The sequence below is a fragment of the Xanthomonas sp. genome (genome assembly GCF_017163755.1).
Lineage (GTDB): Bacteria > Pseudomonadota > Gammaproteobacteria > Xanthomonadales > Xanthomonadaceae > Xanthomonas_A.
Genome location: NZ_JAFIWC010000013.1, coordinates 1 through 20560 on the forward strand (window position 1 = coordinate 1; position 20560 = coordinate 20560).

At 70.2% G+C, this 20560-nt stretch carries 21 protein-coding genes; 8 read left to right on the forward strand and 13 right to left on the reverse strand.

Going from position 1 to position 20560, the window contains the following annotated elements:
* Window positions 1–193: hypothetical protein (locus JR065_RS10190; protein WP_206234007.1), on the reverse strand; the 193-nt coding region annotated here is incomplete at its 3' end.
* A 279-nt stretch (window positions 194–472) separates the two neighbouring features.
* Between JR065_RS10190 and JR065_RS10195 the strand changes: the two genes are divergently transcribed.
* Entirely contained in the window at window positions 473–994 is a 522-nt protein-coding gene (locus JR065_RS10195) for a hypothetical protein (RefSeq protein WP_206234008.1), read from the forward strand.
* An 8-nt stretch (window positions 995–1002) separates the two neighbouring features.
* A complete protein-coding gene (locus tag JR065_RS10200) occupies window positions 1003–1287 on the forward strand; it encodes a DUF4031 domain-containing protein (RefSeq protein ID WP_206234010.1) in 285 nt (94 codons plus the stop codon).
* Between the two features lie 184 nt (window positions 1288–1471).
* Here JR065_RS10200 and JR065_RS10205 read toward each other — a convergent pair whose 3' ends face one another.
* From JR065_RS10205 to JR065_RS10215, 3 genes are read right to left on the reverse strand one after another with little or no spacing between them, the layout of a single operon-like run.
* Window positions 1472–2188, reverse strand: a complete 717-nt coding sequence (locus tag JR065_RS10205; RefSeq protein WP_206234011.1) for a basic secretory protein-like protein — start codon at window positions 2186–2188, stop codon at window positions 1472–1474.
* Window positions 2188–5526: a GH92 family glycosyl hydrolase gene (locus tag JR065_RS10210; RefSeq protein ID WP_206234138.1), complete on the reverse strand. Its 3339-nt coding sequence runs from the start codon at window positions 5524–5526 to the stop codon at window positions 2188–2190. Before JR065_RS10210 ends, JR065_RS10205 begins: the two co-directional genes overlap by 1 nt.
* Before the next feature lie 35 nt (window positions 5527–5561).
* Window positions 5562–6662 carry a LacI family DNA-binding transcriptional regulator gene (locus JR065_RS10215; RefSeq protein WP_206234012.1) on the reverse strand — a complete coding sequence of 367 codons (1101 nt, stop codon included), beginning with the start codon at window positions 6660–6662 and terminating at the stop codon, window positions 5562–5564.
* Window positions 6663–6882: 220 nt separating this feature from the next.
* Between JR065_RS10215 and JR065_RS21710 the strand changes: the two genes are divergently transcribed.
* A complete protein-coding gene (locus tag JR065_RS21710) occupies window positions 6883–7017 on the forward strand; it encodes a hypothetical protein (RefSeq protein WP_277420138.1) in 135 nt (44 codons plus the stop codon).
* Between the two features lie 215 nt (window positions 7018–7232).
* Here JR065_RS21710 and JR065_RS10220 read toward each other — a convergent pair whose 3' ends face one another.
* Window positions 7233–7775, reverse strand: a complete 543-nt coding sequence (locus tag JR065_RS10220; protein ID WP_206234014.1) for a DUF6630 family protein — start codon at window positions 7773–7775, stop codon at window positions 7233–7235.
* 149 nt (window positions 7776–7924) lie between these two features.
* Between JR065_RS10220 and JR065_RS10225 the strand changes: the two genes are divergently transcribed.
* A complete protein-coding gene (locus JR065_RS10225) occupies window positions 7925–8167 on the forward strand; it encodes a DUF3297 family protein (RefSeq protein ID WP_206234015.1) in 243 nt (80 codons plus the stop codon).
* Between the two features lie 181 nt (window positions 8168–8348).
* On the opposite strand, the gene JR065_RS10230 is transcribed toward JR065_RS10225, so the two are convergent.
* From JR065_RS10230 to JR065_RS10240, 3 genes are all read right to left on the reverse strand, one after another.
* Window positions 8349–9110 (reverse strand): ABC transporter permease, encoded by a 762-nt coding sequence (locus JR065_RS10230; protein WP_206234016.1) that lies wholly within the window; start codon window positions 9108–9110, stop codon window positions 8349–8351.
* Entirely contained in the window at window positions 9107–10048 is a 942-nt protein-coding gene (locus tag JR065_RS10235) for an ATP-binding cassette domain-containing protein (RefSeq protein WP_206234018.1), read from the reverse strand. Before JR065_RS10235 ends, JR065_RS10230 begins: the two co-directional genes overlap by 4 nt.
* A 290-nt stretch (window positions 10049–10338) precedes the next feature.
* The gene (locus tag JR065_RS10240) at window positions 10339–11976 is read right to left on the reverse strand and encodes a Na+/H+ antiporter (protein ID WP_206234019.1); all 1638 of its coding nucleotides are present in this window, start codon (window positions 11974–11976) and stop codon (window positions 10339–10341) included.
* A gap of 146 nt (window positions 11977–12122) precedes the next feature.
* Here JR065_RS10240 and JR065_RS10245 point away from each other — a divergent pair, with 146 nt between their 5' ends.
* Window positions 12123–12509, forward strand: coding sequence for a YciI family protein (locus JR065_RS10245; protein WP_206234021.1), 387 nt, complete (start codon window positions 12123–12125; stop codon window positions 12507–12509).
* A gap of 708 nt (window positions 12510–13217) precedes the next feature.
* Here JR065_RS10245 and JR065_RS10250 read toward each other — a convergent pair.
* Window positions 13218–14657 (reverse strand): UdgX family uracil-DNA binding protein, encoded by a 1440-nt coding sequence (locus JR065_RS10250; protein WP_206234022.1) that lies wholly within the window; start codon window positions 14655–14657, stop codon window positions 13218–13220.
* 350 nt (window positions 14658–15007) lie between these two features.
* Between JR065_RS10250 and JR065_RS10255 the strand changes: the two genes are divergently transcribed.
* The gene (locus tag JR065_RS10255) at window positions 15008–15163 is read left to right on the forward strand and encodes a hypothetical protein (RefSeq protein ID WP_206234023.1); all 156 of its coding nucleotides are present in this window, start codon (window positions 15008–15010) and stop codon (window positions 15161–15163) included.
* 30 nt (window positions 15164–15193) lie between these two features.
* Here JR065_RS10255 and JR065_RS10260 read toward each other — a convergent pair whose 3' ends face one another.
* Together JR065_RS10260 and JR065_RS10265 are read right to left on the reverse strand one after the other, a co-directional pair.
* Window positions 15194–16438 carry a putative DNA modification/repair radical SAM protein gene (locus JR065_RS10260; RefSeq protein ID WP_206234025.1) on the reverse strand — a complete coding sequence of 415 codons (1245 nt, stop codon included), beginning with the start codon at window positions 16436–16438 and terminating at the stop codon, window positions 15194–15196.
* A 128-nt stretch (window positions 16439–16566) separates the two neighbouring features.
* On the reverse strand, window positions 16567–17373 hold the full coding sequence (locus JR065_RS10265; protein WP_206234026.1) for a DODA-type extradiol aromatic ring-opening family dioxygenase: 807 nt from the start codon (window positions 17371–17373) through the stop codon (window positions 16567–16569).
* Between the two features lie 171 nt (window positions 17374–17544).
* On the opposite strand from JR065_RS10265, the gene JR065_RS10270 reads away from it, so the two are divergent.
* Together JR065_RS10270 and JR065_RS10275 are read left to right on the forward strand one after the other, a co-directional pair.
* Entirely contained in the window at window positions 17545–18453 is a 909-nt protein-coding gene (locus JR065_RS10270; protein WP_206234027.1) for a LysR family transcriptional regulator, read from the forward strand.
* A gap of 113 nt (window positions 18454–18566) precedes the next feature.
* Entirely contained in the window at window positions 18567–19136 is a 570-nt protein-coding gene (locus JR065_RS10275) for a flavodoxin family protein (protein ID WP_206234028.1), read from the forward strand.
* Window positions 19137–19218: 82 nt separating this feature from the next.
* Here the strand turns inward: JR065_RS10275 and JR065_RS10280 are convergent, their stop codons facing one another.
* Complete coding sequence (locus JR065_RS10280; RefSeq protein WP_206234030.1) at window positions 19219–19554, reverse strand: DUF2834 domain-containing protein; 336 nt, start codon at window positions 19552–19554, stop codon at window positions 19219–19221.
* A 38-nt stretch (window positions 19555–19592) separates the two neighbouring features.
* Entirely contained in the window at window positions 19593–20510 is a 918-nt protein-coding gene (locus JR065_RS10285) for a LysR family transcriptional regulator (protein ID WP_241093527.1), read from the reverse strand.
* Window positions 20511–20560: the final 50 nt, after the last annotated feature.

The window sequence follows — 20560 nt, forward strand, 5'->3', positions numbered from 1 at the left end:
GCGCAGGAGGTGCGGGGGGTGCAGGGAGTGCGGGAGGCGCAGGGATCGCGGCCTCCAGCGGCGCGGCAGCATCTGCCGCTGCCGCGGGCTCGGCCTGAGCGGCCGCGTGCAGCGGCAGCAGGCCGAGGACCGCGGCCAGCATCGCCGCTCGTGGTGCGTTGTTGCGCCAACGCGCTTTCATGGACTGCGACATGGTGAGTCTCCTGTGGATGCATGGAAGGCGGCGCATCGGCTGCGCCGCAACGAAAGCCGCCCGCAGCGCGCCGCAGCGACAGCGTGGTTCCGGTGCAGCCGCCGGCAAGCGCATCGCGGTGCGCGGTTCACCGCACAACCACCGCCGTCCGCGCCAATAACTACACCTGTAGTCAAACTAGTCGTGACTACACTTGTAGTCAACCCTGCCGAAGGTCACGCCGGGCGGGCGCCGCACCGCGCCGCTTACAATGGCCGCCTATCCGCGAACGAGACGAACGTGTCCAAGCAATCCAAAGCCAAGCGCGACCAGCGCAAGAAGCAGCAGCCCAAGCGCGCCTTTGCCCGACTGGGCCGCGAGCAGCCCATCGCCAACCACGCCGTGCTGCAGGACGAAAGCGGACGCGTGCTGGCCGCGATCGGCCTGCAGGGCGGCGAATGGCTGCTGGCGGTGGGTGGGCAGACCATGGGCAATGCCGACAATCCGGTGCCGATGCTGGCGATGCTCAAGCACCTGGCCAACGTGCAGGAGCAGGAAGGCAAGACCATCACGCTGGAATATTCCAGCCAGTTGCAGCAGATGATCGACGACCTGGCCGCCGACGAAGGCAAGACCGCGGCCGAATACCTGGACGCGCTGGTGGCCGAGTTCGCCGGCGATGGCGATGAAAGCCAAGACGAAGGCGAAGCCGCCGGCGATGCCACCGATGCCACCGATGCCGATCAGGCGGAACCGGCCGCGGACGCAGAAGCAAACGCGGACGCAGGCGACACCGGCAACGGCCCGCGCGCGCAGGCCTGATCGCCGCGGTGGCAGTGTATGTCGACGACGCAGTGCATCCCTGGCGCGGACAGCGCTGGGCGCATCTGCTGGCCGATACGCTGGACGAACTGCATGCGATGGCGGCGCGGCTGGGCATCCCCCGCCGCGCCTTCCAGAACAAGCTCAGCGGCGCCCACTACGACGTGCCGGCGACGCTGCGCGACGAAGCGCTGCGCCTGGGCGCCGTGCCGGTATCGCGGCATACCGACCGCGAACGGATGAAGGCGCTGATCCGCCATGCGCGCGCGCAGGCACGTGGCGAGGCGGATTGATCCGCGATCGGTTGCGATGGCGGCCTGCGTGGCTTCGCCCGCGGACATGCAGGCCGTGCATGCCGGCGCAGACATGCGCCGATTCGCGAACGGCGGCACGTGAGCCCTAACGAATGGCGGACGTCGTGGCGGCACGCGACCGCCGCCTGCCGTGGATCCCTCGCCGTGCGCACACGAGCAGCCCTCAATCCGCCGCGGGCTTCACCCCGCCCTGCGCCGCTACATAGCGGGCCCACACCGCGGCGACGTCCTGGCCGGTCAGTTCGTTCCACAGCCGCGCCGTGTAGGTGCCGCTGCGCAGCGCCGCATCCAGCCGTTTGACCAGGCCCGGGTGGCGCGCATCGGACCACTTCAGGAACGCGCCGCTGACCCGGTAGCCGCTGTCGTAGTTGTGGTTTTCCTTGACCTCGCTCGGCAGCTTCCAGCCGCCGGCCGCGTTGTCCACGCCGTACCTGTCGCGCGCATAGTCGGCGATGCCCTCCACCAGCCAGCCCGGCGCCTTGTCGTTGCCGTAGTCGGGATAGCCCTGGACGATGTGCATGGCTTCATGGGCGACCAGGTCGGTGTCGCCGGGATGCTTGGCCAGCCAGGCCGGGTTGATGGTCATCCTGGCCCACTCGTCGCTGTCCACGTAGGCGATGCCGTCGTAGCCGGGGTCGATGGTGATGATGGCCCGGGTCGGCGCGGCGGCATTGAACTCGGCGCGCTCGCGCGGGTAGGCGTGGAAGAAGGTCTCCAGGATCCGGTCGCGCATCGTGCGGTCCAGCGCGCCGCTGGCATCGCGATAGACCACGCTCACCCCATCCTGGGTCCTGGTGAAATCCTCCGCATGCGCGGCCGGCGCCAGCAGCAGCGCCGCGGCCAGCGCGCTGCCGGCGAACGACAGGGACGAACGGGGCATCACGGCTCCTTCAGGGCGACGGGGGTGTGCGGGGCCAGCAGTTCCACCTCGGCCAGCTGGATGCGGCCGGGGGCGGTGAAGCGCAGCCGGTAGGCGTCGAAGCGGCCCGGCGCGGCGATGCGGAACGGGCGGGTCTGCAGGCTCCAGCGGAAGGTCTCGCCGCTGCGCGTGTCGATGACCTTCCAGCCCTGGTTGCCGCTGCGGGCCTCCAGCGTCCACGACGCGCCGGCGATCGGACGCTCGCCGGAGGTGAGCGTGTAGAAGACCGGCTGCGCGCTGGCCCCCAGTGCGATGTCCACCTCGTACGGCTTGCCCGCCAGCGGCAGCGCGGTGCGCGCATCGTCGTCCACCAGCGCCGCGCCGTCGGCTCGCTGCACGGTCACCCTGGCGGCGGTGTCGATCACGTCCAGCAGCGTCTGCGGCGCCTGGCCCGCAGGCGTCAGCGACGGCGGCGCGTCTTCCGGCGCAGCGCCCCAGCGCGAGGGTTGCGGGCCCATCACGAAGTCCAGCGTTGCGCCCTGCGCCAGCAGCCGGTGCGGTATCCAGGTCCGGGTCCAGGGCTTGCCGTTGACCTTGAGCGACTGCACGTAGACGTTCTCGGGCGAGTTGTTCTGCGCGCGCACCAGCAGTTGCCTGCCGCCCGGCTGCTTCAGCGTGGCCTGCCTGAACAGCGGCGAGCCGATCACGTAGTCCGGCGAGCCCATGCGCAGCGGGTACAGGCCCATCGCGGCCAGCACGTACCAGGCCGACATCTCGCCGTTGTCCTCGTCGCCCGGATAGCCCTGGCCGATCTCGCTGCCCAGGTATTGGCGCGCGAGCACTTCGCGGGTCAGCGCCTGGGTCTTCCACGGCTGGCCGGCGTACAGGTACATCCAGGCGATGTGGTGCGCGGTCTGGTTGCTGTGCGCGTACATGCCCATGCGCACGTCGCGCGCTTCGATCATCTCGTGGATCAGGCCGCCATACGAACCGGCGAACCGCGCCTGCGCGGTCTCCGGCGTGGCGAAGAAGGCGTCGAGCTTCTTCGCCAGAGCGTCGCGGCCGCCGTACAGCGCGGCCAGGCCGTTGCCGTCGTGCGCGGCGGTGAAGGCGAAGGTCCAGCCGCTGGACTCGGTGTAGTCATGGCCCCACACGCGCGGGTCGTAGTCCTGCGGCGACAGGCGCCAGCTGCCGTCCGGCGTGCGGCCCTGGAAGAAATCGACGTTGCGGTCGAAGACATTGGCATAGCTCGCGGCGCGGTAGCGGAAATACGCCGCTTCCTCGGCGTAGCGCCGCCGGTCCTGCGGCGAGCCGGCCTGCCTGGCCAGGCCTTCGGCCAACGCGGCGATGCCGAAGTCGTTGAGCGCGCCTTCCAGCGTCCACGACATGCCTTCGTGCGTGTCCGTGTCCACATAGCCGCGGAAGGTGGAACGGGCCATGCCCTTGCGCCCGACATGGCGGTCCGGCGGAACCACGGTGGCGTTCTTCAGCGCGGCCTCGTACGCGAGCGCGGGATCGAACCCGCCGATGCCCTTGGCCCAGGCATCGGCGAAGGCCACGTCCGAACTGGTGCCCACCATCAGGTCGGCATAACCCGGCGACGACCAGCGCGCGACCCAGCCCCCGGCGCGGTACTGCTCCAGGAAACCGTCGATCAGGCCGCCCGCGCTGTCGGGGGCGAGCAGGCCGTAGGCCGGCCACGCGGTACGGAAGGTGTCCCACAGGCCGTTGTTGACGTAGATCCGGCCGTCGCGCACCGGCGCGAAGCTGCGCACCGCGCTGCCGTCGGTGTTGTCGTCCGACCCGCTGTTCTGGCTGGCGTAGCGCCAGTCCGGTTGCGCGGCGCTGCCGGCGTTCTCCGATCCGGAGTTCGGGTACAGGAACAGCCGATAGAGATTGGAATACACGGTGGTGCGCTGGTCCTCGCTGGCGCCATCGACCTCCAGCACGCCCAGCAGCGCGTCCCACCGCTGCTGCGCGCGCGCGGCCACGCTGTCCACCGTGTCCCCGTCCGCCACTTCCAATGCCAGGTTGCGCCTGGCCTGCTCCAGCGAAATGAGCGAGGTGGCGATGCGCATGGTGACCTTGCGCGTGCCATCGCCTTGTTGTGGAGCGGCGAACTTCACGTAGCCGGTGGGACGGCCGGTGTCGATCATCCCGCTGCGTTGCCACGGCGCATCGAAGCTGGCATGGACGAACATCCGGGTGGCGCCGGTGGACAGGCCGCTGCGCACGTCGGTATAGCCCGACAGCGTCTGCGTTTGCGGGTCCAGGCTCAGGCCGCCGCGCGCGTCGACGTTGTCGAACAGCAGGTTCGCATCGGCCTGCCCGGGAAAGGAGAACTCGAACAGCGCCGCGTGGTCGGTCGGCGCCAGCGATGCGGCGATGCCGTTGTCGAAGCGCACCGAATAGCGCTGCGGCCGCGCCACCTCGTTGGCGTGCGAAAAGCTCAGCGCGCGCTTTTGCCGGTCCGCCTCCGGCACGCCGCGGCTGCTGGACGGCATCACCTGGAACGTCTGCCGGTCGGCCATCCACGGACTGGGCTGGTGGCTCAGCGACAGCGCCTGCAGGCGCGGGCGGTTGGCCGCGTCGTTCTTCTCGTTCCAGCTGTACAGCCAGCTGAGCGTGCCGGCGTCGGTGGCCGGCGTCCAGAAGTTGAAGCCGTGCGGCACCGCGGTGGCCGGAAAGTTGTTGCCGCGCGAGAAGCGGCCGTTGGCCTGCGTGCCGCGGGTGGTCAGCACCCAGTCGGTGGGCGCCTTGCGCGCCGCGATCGGCGCATCGTCCAGGCTCACGTCGTCGATCCAGCCCTGCGCGGGCTTGCCGGCCGCGGGGCGCACCTCGACCTCGATGGCGACCACGCGCTTGCCGCGCAGCGCCGGCACGTCGCCCAGGCGCACCGCCTTGCGTGCCCACTGCTGCGGATACAACGACTTCGAATCGCCCTGCGCCTGCGCGCCCAGCGCGAAGCCGTGCTGGTCGCGCGCGCCGTTGGCCGACACGCGGGTGCCGTCGTCGAGCACCGCGTCCAATGACACGTAGGTGGATGCGACCGTGTCTTCGCCGACGATCTCCGGCAGCACCAGCCAGGCCAGCGTGGTGTCCGCGCCGACCGTCACGTCGACATCGAACAGCGTGCTGCGGCCGCCGGCTTTCGCCGCATAGCGCAGCGCCTTGGCACCGCTGTAGCCGGCATTGGGCTTGGCGGCGTAGGGTTCGGCCGGACCGTTGCCCACGTACAGCTCGATGCCGCTGTCGCCGGCGCGGGCCTGTCGCTGCCCGGCTTCGAAGGAAGTGCTGAAATCGGCGGCGCTGGCGGCGCCCGCGGCGCCGACGCCGAGCGCGATGGCGGCGGCCAGCATGCATTGCGCCTGGCGCGGCCGGATGGCGGATGGTTTCAAGCGGAGGTTCCTCCAGTGGATGTGCGGCGCTTGCCGCGCGTAGCCGCCGCGGCAGCCGGCGGGCGGTGGGCGAAGGTGAGAGAGCTGTCGCGAACCACCAGTTGCACCGGCGCGATGGTGACCTGTGGCGAGGCATCGGGTGCGCGCGCAGTGGACATCAACAGGCCCACCGCGCGGCGGCCGAGCGCACGCGGGCCGGTCGCCAGCGTGGTCAGGGCCGGCACGGTGACAGCGGCCTCGGGAATGTCGTCGAAGCCGGTGAGCGCGAAGTCGCGCCCCGGGGTGATGTTGCGGGCGCGCAGGCCCATCATCAGGCCCAGCGCCACGCCGTCGTTGTAGGCGACGGCGGCGGTCGGCGCGGGATCGCGCGAGAACAGCGCCGCGGTCGCGGTGGCCGCCTGCAGGCGCGTGGGCGCGCATTCCACGATCCAGCGCGGTTCGGGATCGATGCCCGCCGCGGCAAGCGCGGCGGTGTAGCCCTCGAGGCGCTGCCGGCACGAACTGGACTCGCGGTGCCCGCCGAAGAAGGCGATGCGGGTGTGCCCCTGCGCCAGCAGGTGCTCTGTGGCCAGGCGCGCGCCGGCGGCATTGTCGGCGCCCAGGTAGTGCCACGTCGAACCGGGCACCTGGCGGTTGAACAGCAGCAGCGGCGTATGCAGGCCGACCACCGGGCTCAGGTCGTCGGCGGTGGTGCCTTCGGCAGGCGTCAGGATCACCCCGGCGGGATTGTGTTCCAGCAGCGAGGACAGCACCGCGCGCTGGCGTTCGACCGATTCGCCGGAGCTGCCCAGCAGCAGCACGCACCCCGCCTCGGCCAGCGCTTCGTCGACGCCGGCGGCGAACTCGGCCACGAAGGGATTGGACAGGTCGTTGATCAACAGCGCGACGCTGGTGGACACCTTGCGGCGCAGGTTGGCCGCGCTGCGGTTGTAGACGTAGCCCTGCCGGCGCAGCTCCGCTTGCACCTGGCGCCGCGTCTTGGCGGCGACGGCGGGATTGCCGCTGAGCACCAGCGAGACCGTCGCCGAGGACACCTCGCAGGCACGCGCGATGTCGGCCAGGGTGACGCGTCGCCGGCGCGGGTCTGTGTCCACCATGCCCCTGAATCGTTTAAAGGGATGCGGCGATCCTGCATAAATTTCGTGCCTGTGGCAATGGCGCCCGCGATGGGCGCTGCATCGCACAAGCGGGTAGCTGCACGAACATTGTGGCCTGTCCCAGTTTTGAGGCACGTCGTTGGCAGTGTCTTCTAAAACGATTTAGAAGACGACCCATAACGGCAGCGGCAGCCGTCGCTTCAACGAGATCGTCAGCGTCATGTGCGCGGTCAACAACCTGGCCAACGGACGTCCGCCGATCGACGCCAACAACAACAGCTGGACGTTCTACGACGTCGGCATCTACAACGCGTATGGCCGCTCGCTGCAGCTGGAACTGTCGGTGGACCGGTGACGCCTCGTGGTGCGGTGCGACACGCGCCGGCCGGCGCGTGAACGGCAAGCGCGGCGCTTGAGGCGCAATGCGCCGCTTAAGCGCGCGGCGGCCAGCGTCTGGCGGTCTGCGGCGCAGCGAACGCGTGCCGGCCGGGGGAACGATGGCGGCGCCGTGGCCGTGGCCGGGCACGGGGCGGAAAGACGCGGGGGGCGCCAGGCCATCCCGCGCGCCGATCAGAACGGATCGCTGCCCGGGCGCAGGTCGATACCGAGGATCGCCGCCAGCCGCTGCATGTCCTCGTCGTCGCGGCTGAGCGCCATCCAGCCGGCGTGGGCGTCGCCGCCGGTATCCCAGCACCACACCGTATAGCCGTACTCGCGCAGGCGGTCGTAGGCCACCGACAGCAGCGATGCCGTATCGTGGCCGCCGAGGAAGTCCTCGTCGTCGATGTCGCCGCCCCAGTCGATGCGCAGGTTCCAGCGCGCGGCCAGTTCGTTGATCGCGCCGATCAGCGATTCGGTGTCCTTCCAGTCCACATAGAAGCCGGAGGTCCAGTCGATGGCGTCCTTCAGCGTCCACAGCCAGCCGTCGTCGTCGCTGTCCGCCTCGCCGGCGGCCTCGCGGTAGGCGTTGAACTGGCGCAGCGCGGTCTCCTCGTCGCCCGGGTTGATCAGCAGCAGCAGGTTCCAGATCAGCCCCTGCTGGGTATCGGCGTCGTCCTCGTCGTCGCCGGGCAGGTCGTCGGGTTCTTCGTAGTCGGCACTGTTGTCGGGCATGGCGGCGGGGTTCGGCGAGGCGGGGAAGCGCAGTGTGCCGCGCCGCGCGCGGCGACGGAAGCGCCGCGGCAGTCGGCAAGCGGCGCGCGGGCGTTTATCCTTCGCCCCCCGAAGACGGCGTTTCCCGCCGCCAACCCGAACCCACGACGATGAGCGACACCCCTCCCGACCACCTGGCGATCAACCCGAACAGCCCGTTCCACGATGCCGCCGCGCTCGCGCGCGGGGTGGGCATCCGCTTCAACGGCGTCGAGCGCGACAACGTGGAAGAGTATTCGGTCAGCGAAGGCTGGATCCGCGTGCAGGTGGGCAAGGCCCGCGACCGCCGCGGCAACCCGATGACGATGAAGATCAACGGCACGGTGGAGCCGTACTTCCTCGAGACGAACTGAGCGCGCGGTACAACGCATAGGCCTGAGCCCCCGGCAGCCAGGGCGCGAGCCCACGGCTGCGCCCGCTGCCGCGATGGGCCCACGGTGCGCCGCCGCCGCGGCGCCACGCCCGGCCTGCGCTTACCGCAGCACCGGCACGCCCGGTCGGCAATGCCGCGCTATGCGGGCGGAATGCCGCGGCTCACGACTTGAGCCGGTAGCCGCTGCGGAAGATCGCCCACACCACGGTCAGGCACACCGCCAGGAACAGCGCGGTCATGCCGGCGCTGACCGCGATATGCACATCGGCCTTGCCGTAGAACGCCCAGCGGAAGCCGCTGACCAGGTACACCACCGGGTTGAACAGGGTGATCTTCTGCCACAGCGGCGGCAGCATGCTGATCGAGTAGAAGCTGCCGCCGAGGAAGGTCAGCGGGGTCACGATCATCAGCGGGATCACCTGCAGCTTCTCGAAGCCGTCGGCCCAGATGCCGATGATGAAGCCGAACAGGCTGAAGGTGATCGCGGTCAGCACCAGGAAGCCGAACATCCACAGCGGATGCGCGATCTCGTAGGGCACGAACAGCCGCGCGGTGGCCAGGATCAGCAGGCCCAGCATCACCGACTTGCTCGCCGCCGCGCCGACATAGCCGATCACGATTTCCCACCACGCCACCGGCGCCGACAGCACCTCGTAGATGGTGCCGGCCCAGCGCGGCATGTAGATGCCGAACGAGGCGTTGGAGATGCTTTCGTTGAGCAGCGACAGCATCACCAGCCCGGGGATGATGAAGGCGCCGTAGCTGACCCCGTCGATGGCGCCCATGCGCGAGCCGATCGCCGCGCCGAACACCACGAAGTACAGCGAGGTCGACAGCACCGGCGAGGCGATGGACTGGGTCAGGGTGCGGAAGGTGCGCGCCATCTCGAAACGGTAGATCGCGCCGATCGCGTGCAGGTTCATGCGCGCGCCTCCACGGCCTGCGGCCGCACCAGGTTGACGAAGATCTCCTCCAGCGAGCTCTCGCTGGAATGCAGGTCCTTGATCTCCACGCCGTGTTCCTCCAGTTGCCGCAGCAAGCTGCCGATGCCGGTCTGCTCGGCCTGCACGTCGTAGGTGTAGGTCAGTAGGGCGCCGTCGGCGGACAGCTCCAGCGGCTGGCTGCGCAGCGCCTCGGGCAGCGCCTGCAGCGGCGCCTGCAGGGTCAGCGCCAGCTGCTTCTTGCCGAGCTTGCGCATCAGCGTGTGCTTGTCCTCGACCAGCACCAGCTCGCCGCGGTTGATCACCCCGACGCGGTCGGCCATGTCCTCGGCTTCCTCGATGTAGTGGGTGGTGAGGATGATGGTGGTGCCCTGCTCGCGCAGGCGCCGCACCATCTGCCACATGTCGTGGCGCAGTTCCACGTCCACCCCGGCGGTGGGCTCGTCCAGGAACAGGATGCTGGGCTCGTGCGCCAGCGCCTTGGCGATCAGCACGCGCCGCTTCATGCCGCCGGACAGCGTGGAGATCTTGCTGTCGCGCTTGTCCCACAGCGACAGTTCGCGCAGCACCTGCTCCAGGTAGGCCGGATTCTTTGGCTTGCCGAACAGCCCGCGGCTGAAGCGCACCGTCGCCCACACCGTCTCGAACGCGTCGGTGGCCAGTTCCTGCGGCACCAGCCCGATCTTGGCGCGCGCGGCGCGGTAGTCGCGCACGATGTCGTGGCCGTCGGCCAGCACGGTGCCGGAGCTGGGATTGACCAGGCCGCAGACGATGCTGATCAAGGTGGTCTTGCCGGCACCGTTGGGGCCGAGCAGGGCGAAGATCTCGCCGCGGCGGATGTCCAGGTCCACGCCCTTGAGCGCCTGGAAGCCGCCGGCATAGGTCTTGGTGAGCTGTTGCAAGGAAATGATGGGCGACACACGAACTCCTTGCGCAGCGGAACGGCCGCTGCGACGAACGCCCAACAGGGTAGTGGCCCGGCGCGGGCCGATAAACCCCGATAGTGCGGAAGCAGTCTCCCGTGGGCGGGATAGTGATGGTGCGGGGACCGGGGACCGCAGAGCCTAGCAGCAGCGCTGTTGTGGCTGAGACAATGATCGGAACGGAAAGCGTGCACGTCGCACCGATGGCCAGGCCTTGCACCTGGGCAGATGCACTTTCAGTTCGCTCGCTCGCCGGTCCCCGGTCCCTGGTCCCCGGTCCCGGCTCCTCATCCCTTCCGCCGCGCCTCCAGCAGATCCAGGTTGCGGATCAGCCGCCGTGCGATCTCGTCGGAGATCCGGCGCTGCCGGGTCAGCTTGAACAGTTCCTGGCGCTCGGCCTGCAACCCCGCCTGGCGCAGCTGGCGCAGCGCGTCGTCGAGCCGCCGCGCCTCTTCCGGGTTGCTCTCCATCGCCTCGCCCTGGTCCAGGTGGCGCTGGTACAGCACGCTGACCCGGTTGGCCGCTTCGTTGTACAGCTCGGCATGCTCGCTGTCGTGGGCCAGGCGCTGGCGCAGCTTCTCCACCGCCGCCAGCGCCGCGCGCGAGGACTCGCGCCGGGCCAGGTCCTCCTCCAGCTGGTCGCTGGGCTCCTCCGGCAGCTCCAGCCCGCGCAGCAGCCGCGGCAGCGCCAGGCTGGCCACCAGCAGCGAGGTCACGATCACCGCGCTGGCCAGGAAGATCACCAGGTCGCGCGCCGGGAACGCGGTGCCGTCGGGCAGCAGCAGCGGCAGGGTCAGCACGCCGGCCAGGGTGATCGCGCCGCGCACGCCGGCCAGCGACGTGGCCACCACCACGCGCCATGGCGGGCTGGCATGGCGCTCGCCGCGGCGCCGCGCCTTCAGCAGGGTCCAGCGCAGCGACAGCCAGACCCACAGGAAGCGCAGCAGCAACAGGCCGACGTAGATCGCCAGCGCGTACGCCAGCAGCCACCACGGGTTCAGGTGGCCGGCCTCGTCGACGTTGCGCACCGCGCCCTGCAGGATCCCGGGCAACTGCTCGCCGAGCAGCACGAACATGATGCCGTTGAGGGTGAACTGGACCATGTCCCACACCGCCGACCGCTGCACGCGCATGCTGCCCGGCGCGCGGCCGCTCAGTTCCACGTAGCTCATGCTGATGCCCGCCGCCACCGCGGCCAGGATGCCCGAGGCGTCGATCGCCTCGGCCAGCAGGTAGGCGGCGAACGGCAGCAGCAGGTTGACCAGGATCGCCGCGCCGGGTTCCTCGCCGACCTGGCGCCAGATCCAGCGCTGCGCCAGGCTCACCGCCACGGTCACGCCGATGCCGGCGGCGACGCCGGCGAAGGCCACCCACAGGAAGGTCAGCGACGCGTCGGCCAGCGAGAAGCTGCCGGTGACCGCGGCGGCGACCGCGAACTGGAAGCAGACCAGGCCGGAGGCGTCGTTGAGCAGCGACTCGCCCTCCAGGATGTGCATCAGCCGCTTCGGGATCGGCACCCGCGAGGCGATCGACGACACCGCCACCGGGTCGGTCGGCGACACCACCGCGGCCAGCGCGAACGCCACCGCCAGCGGCATCGCCGGGATCATCCAGTGGATCAGGAAGCCGGCGCCGACCACGGTGAACACCACCAGCCCCAGCGCCAGTTCCAGGATCACGCCCTTGTCGCGGAACAGGCCCTGCTTGGGGATGCGCCAGCCGTCCAGGAACAGCAGCGGCGGCAGGAACAGCAGGAAGAACAGCTCCGGCTCCAGCGCATAGCCCTTCTTGAACACGCCGGCGATCACCGCGCCCAGGCCGATCTGCACCAGCGGCAACGGCAGCGTGAACGGCAGCATCCGCACCAGATAGCCGCTGGCCACCACCGCCAGCAACATCGCCAACACCACTTCGATCGAATGCATGCTTGTCCGGACGCGCGGCACCGCGCCTGCGGCATCGCACCATGAGGGAGGGAGGCGGCAAGCAAAGCGCACCGCACTGCCGATGTCCAGTACGCGCCGGCGACTGCGTTTACACTGCGGCCACCGAACCGGGAGACGCCGCGCCGATGAAATTCCTGTTGCTGATCTACAACGATCCCGCCGCGCTGCAGGCGCTGCCCGACGGCGAGGCCGACGCGATGATGCGGCACTGCTTCGCCAATGCCGACGCCATGCAGCGCCAGGGGCAGCTGCTGCAGTCGCAGCAGCTGGAGGACGCGGCGCAGGCGCGCAGCGTGCGCGTCCGCGACGGCCGCACCCGCGTGGTCGACGGCCCGTTCGCCGAGACCAAGGAACTGCTCGGCGGCTTCAACCTGATCGAGGCGGCCGACTACGAAGAGGCGGTGAAGATCGCCGAGAGCTTCCCCTGGGCGCGGACCGGCTGCGTCGAAGTGCGCGCGGTCCGCGACATGGGCGCCGTGCGGCGCCAGGTGGGCGCGGCGCCGGCAGGGTGACCGCACAACCGCAGGCAACGCGCCTGCCGGCGAAGGCATGGGCCGCGCTGGCACCTGCACGCCTTCGGGCCGGCGCTCAGCGCAGAGCGGGAGCCCCCTCGATACAGCGGGCTGGGCAGCGTGCGACGAGCCAGCGTGCGACGAGCCAATGTAGGAGCGGCTTCAGCCGCGACGGACGGAGCCGGCAACCGAACCGGCGTCGGCCGGCGCCGGGACTGAAGCCGCTCCATAGCACCCGGCCACCCGCACAAGCCTTCGTTTCTAAGAGTGGCTCGCGGGTGGCCCTGGGCCTTCAGCTGCGGCGAGCGGAGCGGTTACTGCCCCGACTTCGGTCGACGTCGGGGCTGAAGCCCCTCCTACAGTGCACGCGGCCAGCCCTTGTAGGAGCGCTTCGGGTGCCTTGGGCCTTCAGCCGCGGCGAGCGGAGCGGGCACTGCCCCGACTTCGGTCGATGCCGGGGCTGAAGCCCCTCCTACAGTGCACGCGGCCAGCCCTTGTAGGAGCGCTTCGGGTGCTCTGGGCCTTCAGCCGCGGCGAGCGGAGCGGTTACTGCCCCCGACTTCGGTCGATGCCGGGGCTGAGGGCTGAAGCCCCTCCTACAGTGCACCAGCCAGCCCTTGCAGAAGCGGCTCCGGTAGCCGTGGCCATCACCCCCACCACCTCTGCGAGCCAGCGGAACTGCATGAGGCGGACGCGATACGGCCGGCGCTAGCCGGCGCTGCGCACGCGCGGTGTTTCCGGCTGTACGCACAACGTGCGCAGGTCGTCGATCCATCCACGATAGGCCGCTGCGCCGGCGTCGGCATCGCGCTGGCGCAGCACCCACGCCGGGTGCACCGTCGCCAGCGCGCGGGTGCCGTCGGGCAGCGACTGCCACTGGCCGCGCTGCGCCATCAGCCTGAAGCCATGGCCCAGCACCGCGCCGGCCGCCGTCGCCCCCAGGCACAGCACGATGCGCGGTCGCACCCGCGCCAGTTCGGCGGCCAGCCAGAAGCGGCAGGCTTCGACATGCGCGCGATCGGGATTGCGGTGCAGCCGCGCCTTGCCGCGTTGCTCGAAACGGAAGTGCTTGACCGCGTTGGTCACATACAGCGCCTCGCGCGCGATGCCGAGTTCGGCCAGCGCGCGGTCGAACAGGCGCCCGGCCGGGCCGACGAACGCACGCCCGCTCAGGTCCTCCTCGTCGCCGGGCTGCTCGCCGACCACCATCACCGCGGCACCGTCCGGGCCTTCGCCGAACACGGTCTGCGTGGCCGGCTGCCACAGCGGACAGCGGCGGCAACCGCGCGCGGCGTCGCGCAGCGCATCCAGGCTGCCGGCGTCGCCGGCCTGCGGCACCGGCGGCGGCGCCGGAATGCGCCGGCGCACCGGCTCGGGCGCGCGTTCGGCCATCTCGCGCACGCGCGGCCCGGCGTCGCGGATCAGCGCCGGCAGCAGCTGCGCCTCCGGCAGGTGCTTCCAGTACTTCTGCGGCATCTCCTGGCGCATCATCGTCGGATTGAGCCGCGCCGGATTGAAGATGTTCGCGTAGTAGGTGCGCCACAGCGCTTCCTGCGCGTCGTCGGCCGGCGCATCGGCGCGCCGCGCGCCCGGGCCGAACCGCAAGGCTTCGCCATCCCAGCGCACGCTGCGGTACGGGGTCAGGATCGCCCAGCGCATGCCGGCGAAACGCCGCGCGAAGAACGGCGCGATCCGGTCGACGATATGGTGCTCCGGCTCGAACCAGGCGACGAAGGCGCCGTCCTCGCCGGGCACCTGGCGGAAGCGCACGAATGCCTTCATCTTGTGGCTGTCGCGGCGCACCGCCTTTTCCCATTGCCGCGCACGGTGCACCTCGGCATCGGCGGCGCGCTCCAGCAGTGCGCGCTCGCCCGAGGCGATCCGCCACAACAACCGGTACAACAACGCATGCCGCTGCGGATCGCGATGGCACAGCACCGCGCCGGCCAACGCCAGGAACCCCGCGCACACCCGCGGCGGCGCCACCGTCGCCGGCAACGCGGCCACATCGCCCCCCGCCAGCAACCCACCTTGCGCATCGCCGTTCCACGCCAACGCCTCCGGCGCCACCTGCGCACACCACGCCGCACGCGCCGCCCCCCGCCACGCCTCCAGATCCCACGCCGGCATCACCTCAGCCTGAAACACGACCCCGCTCCTCCCACCAAGCCCACACTCAACCGCCCCCATCTCCATCGCACCATCGTCACCGCCACCACAGTTGCTTCTGCCGTTGCTTCTGCCGTTGCTTCTGCCGTTGCTTCTGCCGTTGCTTCTGCCGTTGCTTCTGCCGTTGCTTCTGCTTCTGCTTCTGCTTCTGCTGTTGCTGTTGCTGTTGCTTTCTCCGCCTTCAAAGCGAGCCGAGCACCGCAGGCATGGGCGGTCGAAGAGGCGCCCGTGTCTGAGCGAAGCGAGTTCGGGCGCCGTGCCGCCCATGCCGAGGAGCGCAGGGCACCGGTGCGGCCTTATCGCACCGGCTCGCGTCGGCGGCAGCGGTTTTGGTTACTTTTGCCAAGACAAAAGTGACTCGCGCCAAAGGCGCGAAAGCTTTTGCCGTTGCCTGGCTTTTGCCGTTGCCGTTGCCGTTGCCGTTGCTGTTGCCGTTGCCGTTGCTGTTGCTGTTGCTGTTGCTGTTGCTGTTGCCACAGCAATAGCAGGGGCACAGCACCCAAACCCATCAAAGATCAATCAAACAACCCACCCTGCCGCGGCGCCGGCGCCAACTGCGCCCGCAACCGCTGCGTATCGTCCAGCCGCCGCCGCGGATGATGATCCAGCACACTGACGAACGGCAGCACCTTCTTCATCGGCACGCGCAACCGCGCCAGATCCTGGACCCGCAACCGCGCATGCCGCCGCGACAGCAACAGGCGCTCGACGTTGCGCGTGCCCAGCCCCGGCACCCGCAGCAACATCTCGCGCGCCGCCGTGTTCAGATCCACCGGGAAACGCTCGGGATGCCGCAACGCCCAGGCCAGCTTCGGATCCACGTCCAGATCGAGCATGCCGCTGGACGCCTCCGGCGCGATCTCCTCCACCGAGAAATCGTAGAAGCGCAGCAACCAGTCGGCCTGGTACAGGCGGTGCTCGCGCTGCAGCGGCGGCGCCTGCAACGGCAGCTTGGACGACGCATCGGGGATCGGACTGAACGCGGAGTAGTACACCCGGCGCAACCGGTAGTTGCCGTAGAGGTTGTGGCTGGTGCGCAGGACCGCGCGGTCGTCGGCGCCATCGGCGCCGACGATCATCTGCGTGCTCTGCCCGGCCGGCGCGAACCGCGGCGGCTTGGCGCTGAGCTTGCGTTCGGCCTTGCGCGCCTCCTTGCTTTCCTCGATGCGCCAGCGCAGCTCGCCCATCGCCGCGCGGATGCCGCCGACGCTCTTCTCCGGCGCCAGCCGCACCAGGCCGGCTTCGGTCGGCAGTTCGACGTTGATGCTGAGCCGGTCGGCGTAGCGGCCGGCGGCGGCCAGCAGTTCCGGCGCCGCATCGGGAATGGTCTTGAGATGGATGTAGCCGGCGAAGCGATGCTCCTCGCGCAGCTGCCGCGCCACCTCCACCAGCTGCTCCATCGTGTAGTCGCTGTTGCGGATGATGCCGCTGGACAGGAACAGGCCCTCGATGTAGTTGCGCCGGTAGAAATCCAGGGTCAGCGTCACCACCTCGGCCGGGGTGAAGCGCGCGCGGCGCACGTTGCTGGACACGCGGTTGACGCAATACGCGCAATCGAACACGCAGAAGTTGGTCAGCAGGATCTTCAGCAACGACACGCAGCGGCCGTCGGGCGTATACGAGTGGCAGATGCCCATGCCCTCGGTGCTGCCGATGCCGCCGCTGCCGAGCGAATGCCGCTTGTCCGCGCCGCTGGAGGCGCAGGACGCGTCGTATTTGGCCGCATCGGCGAGCACGGCGAGTTTTTCGGCGGTATTCACCCGCGGACGTTGCCGGGCCGGCGTCTCAACCGGTGAGACGCCAGGGCAAGGCCGCCTTCACCGGCGTGAACGGCTCAGCCGCATGCCGACGCGCATCGGCGCCGGCGCCATGCTGCGCCACGGACGGCTCACGCCGCCGCGCGCAGCGATGCGCCGTCGAAGCGGTAGATGTCCATCGCCAGCAACCCGGCATCGACGCCGGCATCGATGCGCTGCGCGCCCAGGCCGCCGTCGCCGGCCGCGCCCATCGCGAAGTAGATCGGCAGCCAGTGCTCGTCGGTGGGATGCGCGCGCTCGGCGAACGGCGCCTGGCGGCGGTAGTCGAGCAGCGCCGGCAGGTCGTCGCGCGCCAGCGCCTGCGCCACCCAGTCGACGAACGGGCGCACGTAGGGCGCGTCCTTGCCGGCGGCGTAGCGGCCGAGGTCGTGCAGGTTGTGGGTGATGCTGCCCGAGCCGATCAGCAGCACGCCGTCCTCGCGCAGCGGCGCCAGCGCGCGGCCCAGCGCCAGCTGGTGCGCCGGCCCGAGCTGCGGCTGGATCGACAGCGGCACCACCGGGATGTCGGCCTGCGGATACAGCAGCGACAGCGGCACCCAGACGCCGTGGTCCAGGCCGCGGCCTGCATCCACGTGCGGCTGCAGGCCGGCGCGCTCGAGCCGCTCGGCCACCTCGCGCGCCAGCGCCGGCGCGCCGGGGGCCGGGTACTGCATTTCGTGCAGCGCGCGCGGGAAGCCGCCGAAGTCGTGGATCGTCTCCGGCTGCGCGGACGCGCCGACCAGCGGCCGCCGGCCCAGCCAGTGCGCCGACGCCAGCACGATCGCACGCGGCCGCGGCAGGCTGCGCGCCAGCTCGGCCAGGCGCGCGCCGACCAGGCCCGGTTGCAGCGCGGTCATCGGCGAACCGTGCGAGATGTACAGCGAAGGCAGACGATTCATGGCACAGGACTCTTGGAAACATGGCCGCGCCCCGCGGCCTTTGGCGCGCGATCGTCGCCATCGCAGGCGGGGATGGCGAAAGACGGCGCGTATCGGTCCGGACAGGCTATTCGCGGCGCTTGCAGAGATAAATTACTCTGCGTCCGACTGTTTATTTCGAGAAGCGGAACAATGGATACCCTGGACGCGATGCGCGTGTTCGTCACCGTCGTCGACCGCAACGGCTTCAACGCCGCCGCCGAAACCCTGGGCATGTCCACCGCCAGCGTCACCCGGCAGGTGGCGTGGCTGGAGAAACGGCTGGGATCGCGGCTGCTCAACCGCACCACGCGGCGGGTCAGCCCGACCAGCGTCGGCACCGCCTACTACCAGCGCTGCCAGCTGTTGCTGGCCGAGTTCGACGACCTGGAGGCGGCGGTCGGCGAGCAGGCGCTGACCCCGTCCGGCACGCTGCGGATCAACGCGCCCGTCAGCTTCAGCATCGCCCGGCTGGGGCCGCGCCTGGCCGGCTACCGGTCGCGCTACCCGCAGGTCGCGCTGGACCTGACCTTGTCCGACCGGCTGGTGGACATCGTCGAGGAAGGCTACGACATGGCGATCCGCATCACCCGCCAGGTGGCGCCGACGCTGATCGCACGCCAGCTCGGCGAGGTGCAGGTGTGCCTGTGCGCCTCGCCGGGCTACCTGCAGCGCGCCGGCACGCCGCGCCTGGCCGCCGACATCGCCGGCCACGAATTCCTGAACTACAGCTACGTGCCGCTGGACGAGATCACCCTGCACGGCCCCGAAGGCGAGGCCCGCGTGCGCGTGCGCGGCGGGCTGCGCGCCAACAGCGGCGACGTGCTGCGCGAGGCCGCCATCGCCGGCATGGGCATCGTCCTGCAGCCGGACTTCATGGCCCAGGAAGCGCTGGAGGACGGCCGGCTGGTGCGCGTGCTGCCCGACTACCAGCTCGGCCCGATCGGCGTGTACGCGGTCTATGCCAGCCGCAGCCACCTGGCGCCCAAGGTGCGCAGCTTCATCGACTATCTGCTCGAGGTCGGCGTGGACCGCGAGATGCGCGGCACGCCGGCGCGCTGATCCGGCGCCGGGCGACGTCGGCCGGACACAACATCCTGCCCATGGCGGTGATCGACGCCACGTCCGTTGCGCACAATGGCCGCGTCCCCTCCCCCCGTCCAAGGACCACGCCCATGAGCAAGATCGCGATCGTCTATTTCAGCGGCTATGGCCATACCGTCAAACAGGCCGAAGCCGTGCACGCCGGTGCCGCCAGCGTCGGCGAGGCCACGCTGTACCGCATCGACCAGGACGGCAACCTGCCCGACGGCGCCTGGGACGCCATCGGCGCCGCCGACGCCATCGTCTACGGCAGCCCCACCTACATGGGCGGCCCGGCCTGGCAGTTCAAGAAGTTCGCCGACGCCAGTTCCAAGTCCTGGTTCTCGCAGGCATGGAAGGACAAGGTCGCCGCCGGCTTCACCAACTCGGCCTCGGTCAACGGCGACAAGTTCGCCACCATCGCCTACTTCTGGACCCTGTCGCAGCAGCACGGACAGATCTGGGTCGGCACCGGCCTGCTGCCGTCCAACACCAAGGCGCACGGCCCGTCCGACGTGAACTGGACCGCCGGCTCGGCCGGCGCGCTGGCGATCTCGCCGTCGGACGCCTCTGCGGAGGAAGCGCCGCGCGCCGGCGACCTGGAAACCGCCCGGCTGCTGGGCAAGCGCGTGGCCGAGTACGCGGCCCGGCTCAAGGGCTGAGCCGCGCGCCTGCGTCGCCACCGCGATGGTGGCGACGCGGCGACAGCGATGCATGCCTTGCCGCACGCCCATATGGCCTCGGTCACGTTCCGTTGCCGGTGTTGCGGCCCGCCCGCAACTGCCGCTCGCGCATCCACAGGAACAAGGGCAACGCCAGCGACACGCCGACCGTCAGCAGCGCCGCGATCGGTAGCCAGCGCCCGCGCATGCCCAGGCGCCGGCCCTCGACCCACACCAGTGCGATCACCGCCATGGCCGCGACCAGCACGTCGCACCAGGCGAACAGCGACGGCGGCGAAGCCGCGATCTGGCGCAGCAGCAACGGCGCATCGAGCCCGTGCCGCTGCAGCCACGGCCACAGCGCGGCGAACGGCAACACCGTTCCGAGCACGCACAATCCCAGGTAAAGGCCACGCATCGCACCGGCTCCTGCAACGGGTCAGCGCAAGCCTAACCTCACGCCGGCGCGTTCGCCGCGCGCAGATGGTCGATGAACACGCGCAACTTCGGCGGCAGGTGTTCGCGCGCCGGGTAGTAGATGTGGAAGCCAGGGAACGGCTGCTGCCAGTCGTCGAGCACGCGCAGCAGCCGGCCCGCGGCCACGTCGTCGGCCACCATCGCCTCGAACACCTGCGCCATGCCCAGCCCGGCATGCACCATCTGCAGCGCCACCGCGGTGTCGTTGACGGTCAGCGTGCCGGCCACCTCCACGCTGAAGTCGCGTCCGTCGCGGGTGAATTCCCAGGCCCACAGCCGGCCGTTGCTGGCGCGGTGGCGAATGGCGTGGTGGCCGACCAGGTCCTGCGGCGTGCGCGGCGGCGCATGCCGGCGGAAGTAGTCGGGCGTGGCGACGATCGCCTGGCGCTGCATCGGCCCGATCGGCAACGCCACCATGTCGCGCGCCAGGCATTCGCCCAGGCGCAGGCCGGCATCGAAGCCGGTGGCCACCAGGTCGGTCAGCGCCGGGTCGATCGACAGTTCCACCTGCACCTCGGGGTAGCGCGTGACGAACGCCGGCAGGTGCGGCAGCACCAGCATGTCGGCGGCGATGCGCGGCAGGGTGATGCGCAGGTGGCCGGCGGGGCGGTCGCGCACGAAGTCCAGGTCCTGGAACGCGGCGTCGATCTGCTGCAAGCCCGGCGCCACCTGCTGCAGGAAGCGCTCGCCGTGCTCGGTGAGCCCGACCCGGCGCGTGGTGCGGTTGAGCAGGCGCACCCCCAATTGCGCTTCCAGCGCGCGCACGGTCTGCGACAGCGCCGACGGCGACACCGCCAGTTCGCTCGCCGCGCGGGTGAAACTGGCATGGTGGGCAACGCGGACGAAGGCGATCACCGCGGATAGCGGATTGGCGTTAATTGTGAACCCCTGCTTCATTCAAGATCCCTATTCTGCGGATTTATCCACGCATTGGCCAGGCCTACAGT

What these genes read in the sequence shown, in the direction of transcription:
- JR065_RS10205 (WP_206234011.1), bottom strand. Translation starts at nt 2,188, where the DNA reads ATGCCCCGTTCGTCCCTGTCGTTCGCCGGCAGCGCGCTGGCCGCGGCG.
- JR065_RS10265 (WP_206234026.1), bottom strand. Translation starts at nt 17,373, where the DNA reads ATGAATCGTCTGCCTTCGCTGTACATCTCGCACGGTTCGCCGATGACC.
- JR065_RS10245 (WP_206234021.1), top strand. Translation starts at nt 12,123, where the DNA reads ATGAAATTCCTGTTGCTGATCTACAACGATCCCGCCGCGCTGCAGGCG.
- JR065_RS10215 (WP_206234012.1), bottom strand. Translation starts at nt 6,662, where the DNA reads ATGGTGGACACAGACCCGCGCCGGCGACGCGTCACCCTGGCCGACATC.
- JR065_RS10270 (WP_206234027.1), top strand. Translation starts at nt 17,545, where the DNA reads ATGGATACCCTGGACGCGATGCGCGTGTTCGTCACCGTCGTCGACCGC.
- JR065_RS10275 (WP_206234028.1), top strand. Translation starts at nt 18,567, where the DNA reads ATGAGCAAGATCGCGATCGTCTATTTCAGCGGCTATGGCCATACCGTC.
- JR065_RS21710 (WP_277420138.1), top strand. Translation starts at nt 6,883, where the DNA reads ATGTGCGCGGTCAACAACCTGGCCAACGGACGTCCGCCGATCGACGCC.
- JR065_RS10285 (WP_241093527.1), bottom strand. Translation starts at nt 20,510, where the DNA reads ATGAAGCAGGGGTTCACAATTAACGCCAATCCGCTATCCGCGGTGATC.
- JR065_RS10220 (WP_206234014.1), bottom strand. Translation starts at nt 7,775, where the DNA reads ATGCCCGACAACAGTGCCGACTACGAAGAACCCGACGACCTGCCCGGC.
- JR065_RS10230 (WP_206234016.1), bottom strand. Translation starts at nt 9,110, where the DNA reads ATGAACCTGCACGCGATCGGCGCGATCTACCGTTTCGAGATGGCGCGC.
- JR065_RS10280 (WP_206234030.1), bottom strand. Translation starts at nt 19,554, where the DNA reads ATGCGTGGCCTTTACCTGGGATTGTGCGTGCTCGGAACGGTGTTGCCG.
- JR065_RS10225 (WP_206234015.1), top strand. Translation starts at nt 7,925, where the DNA reads ATGAGCGACACCCCTCCCGACCACCTGGCGATCAACCCGAACAGCCCG.
- JR065_RS10210 (WP_206234138.1), bottom strand. Translation starts at nt 5,526, where the DNA reads ATGCTGGCCGCCGCCATCGCGCTCGGCGTCGGCGCCGCGGGCGCCGCC.
- JR065_RS10240 (WP_206234019.1), bottom strand. Translation starts at nt 11,976, where the DNA reads ATGCATTCGATCGAAGTGGTGTTGGCGATGTTGCTGGCGGTGGTGGCC.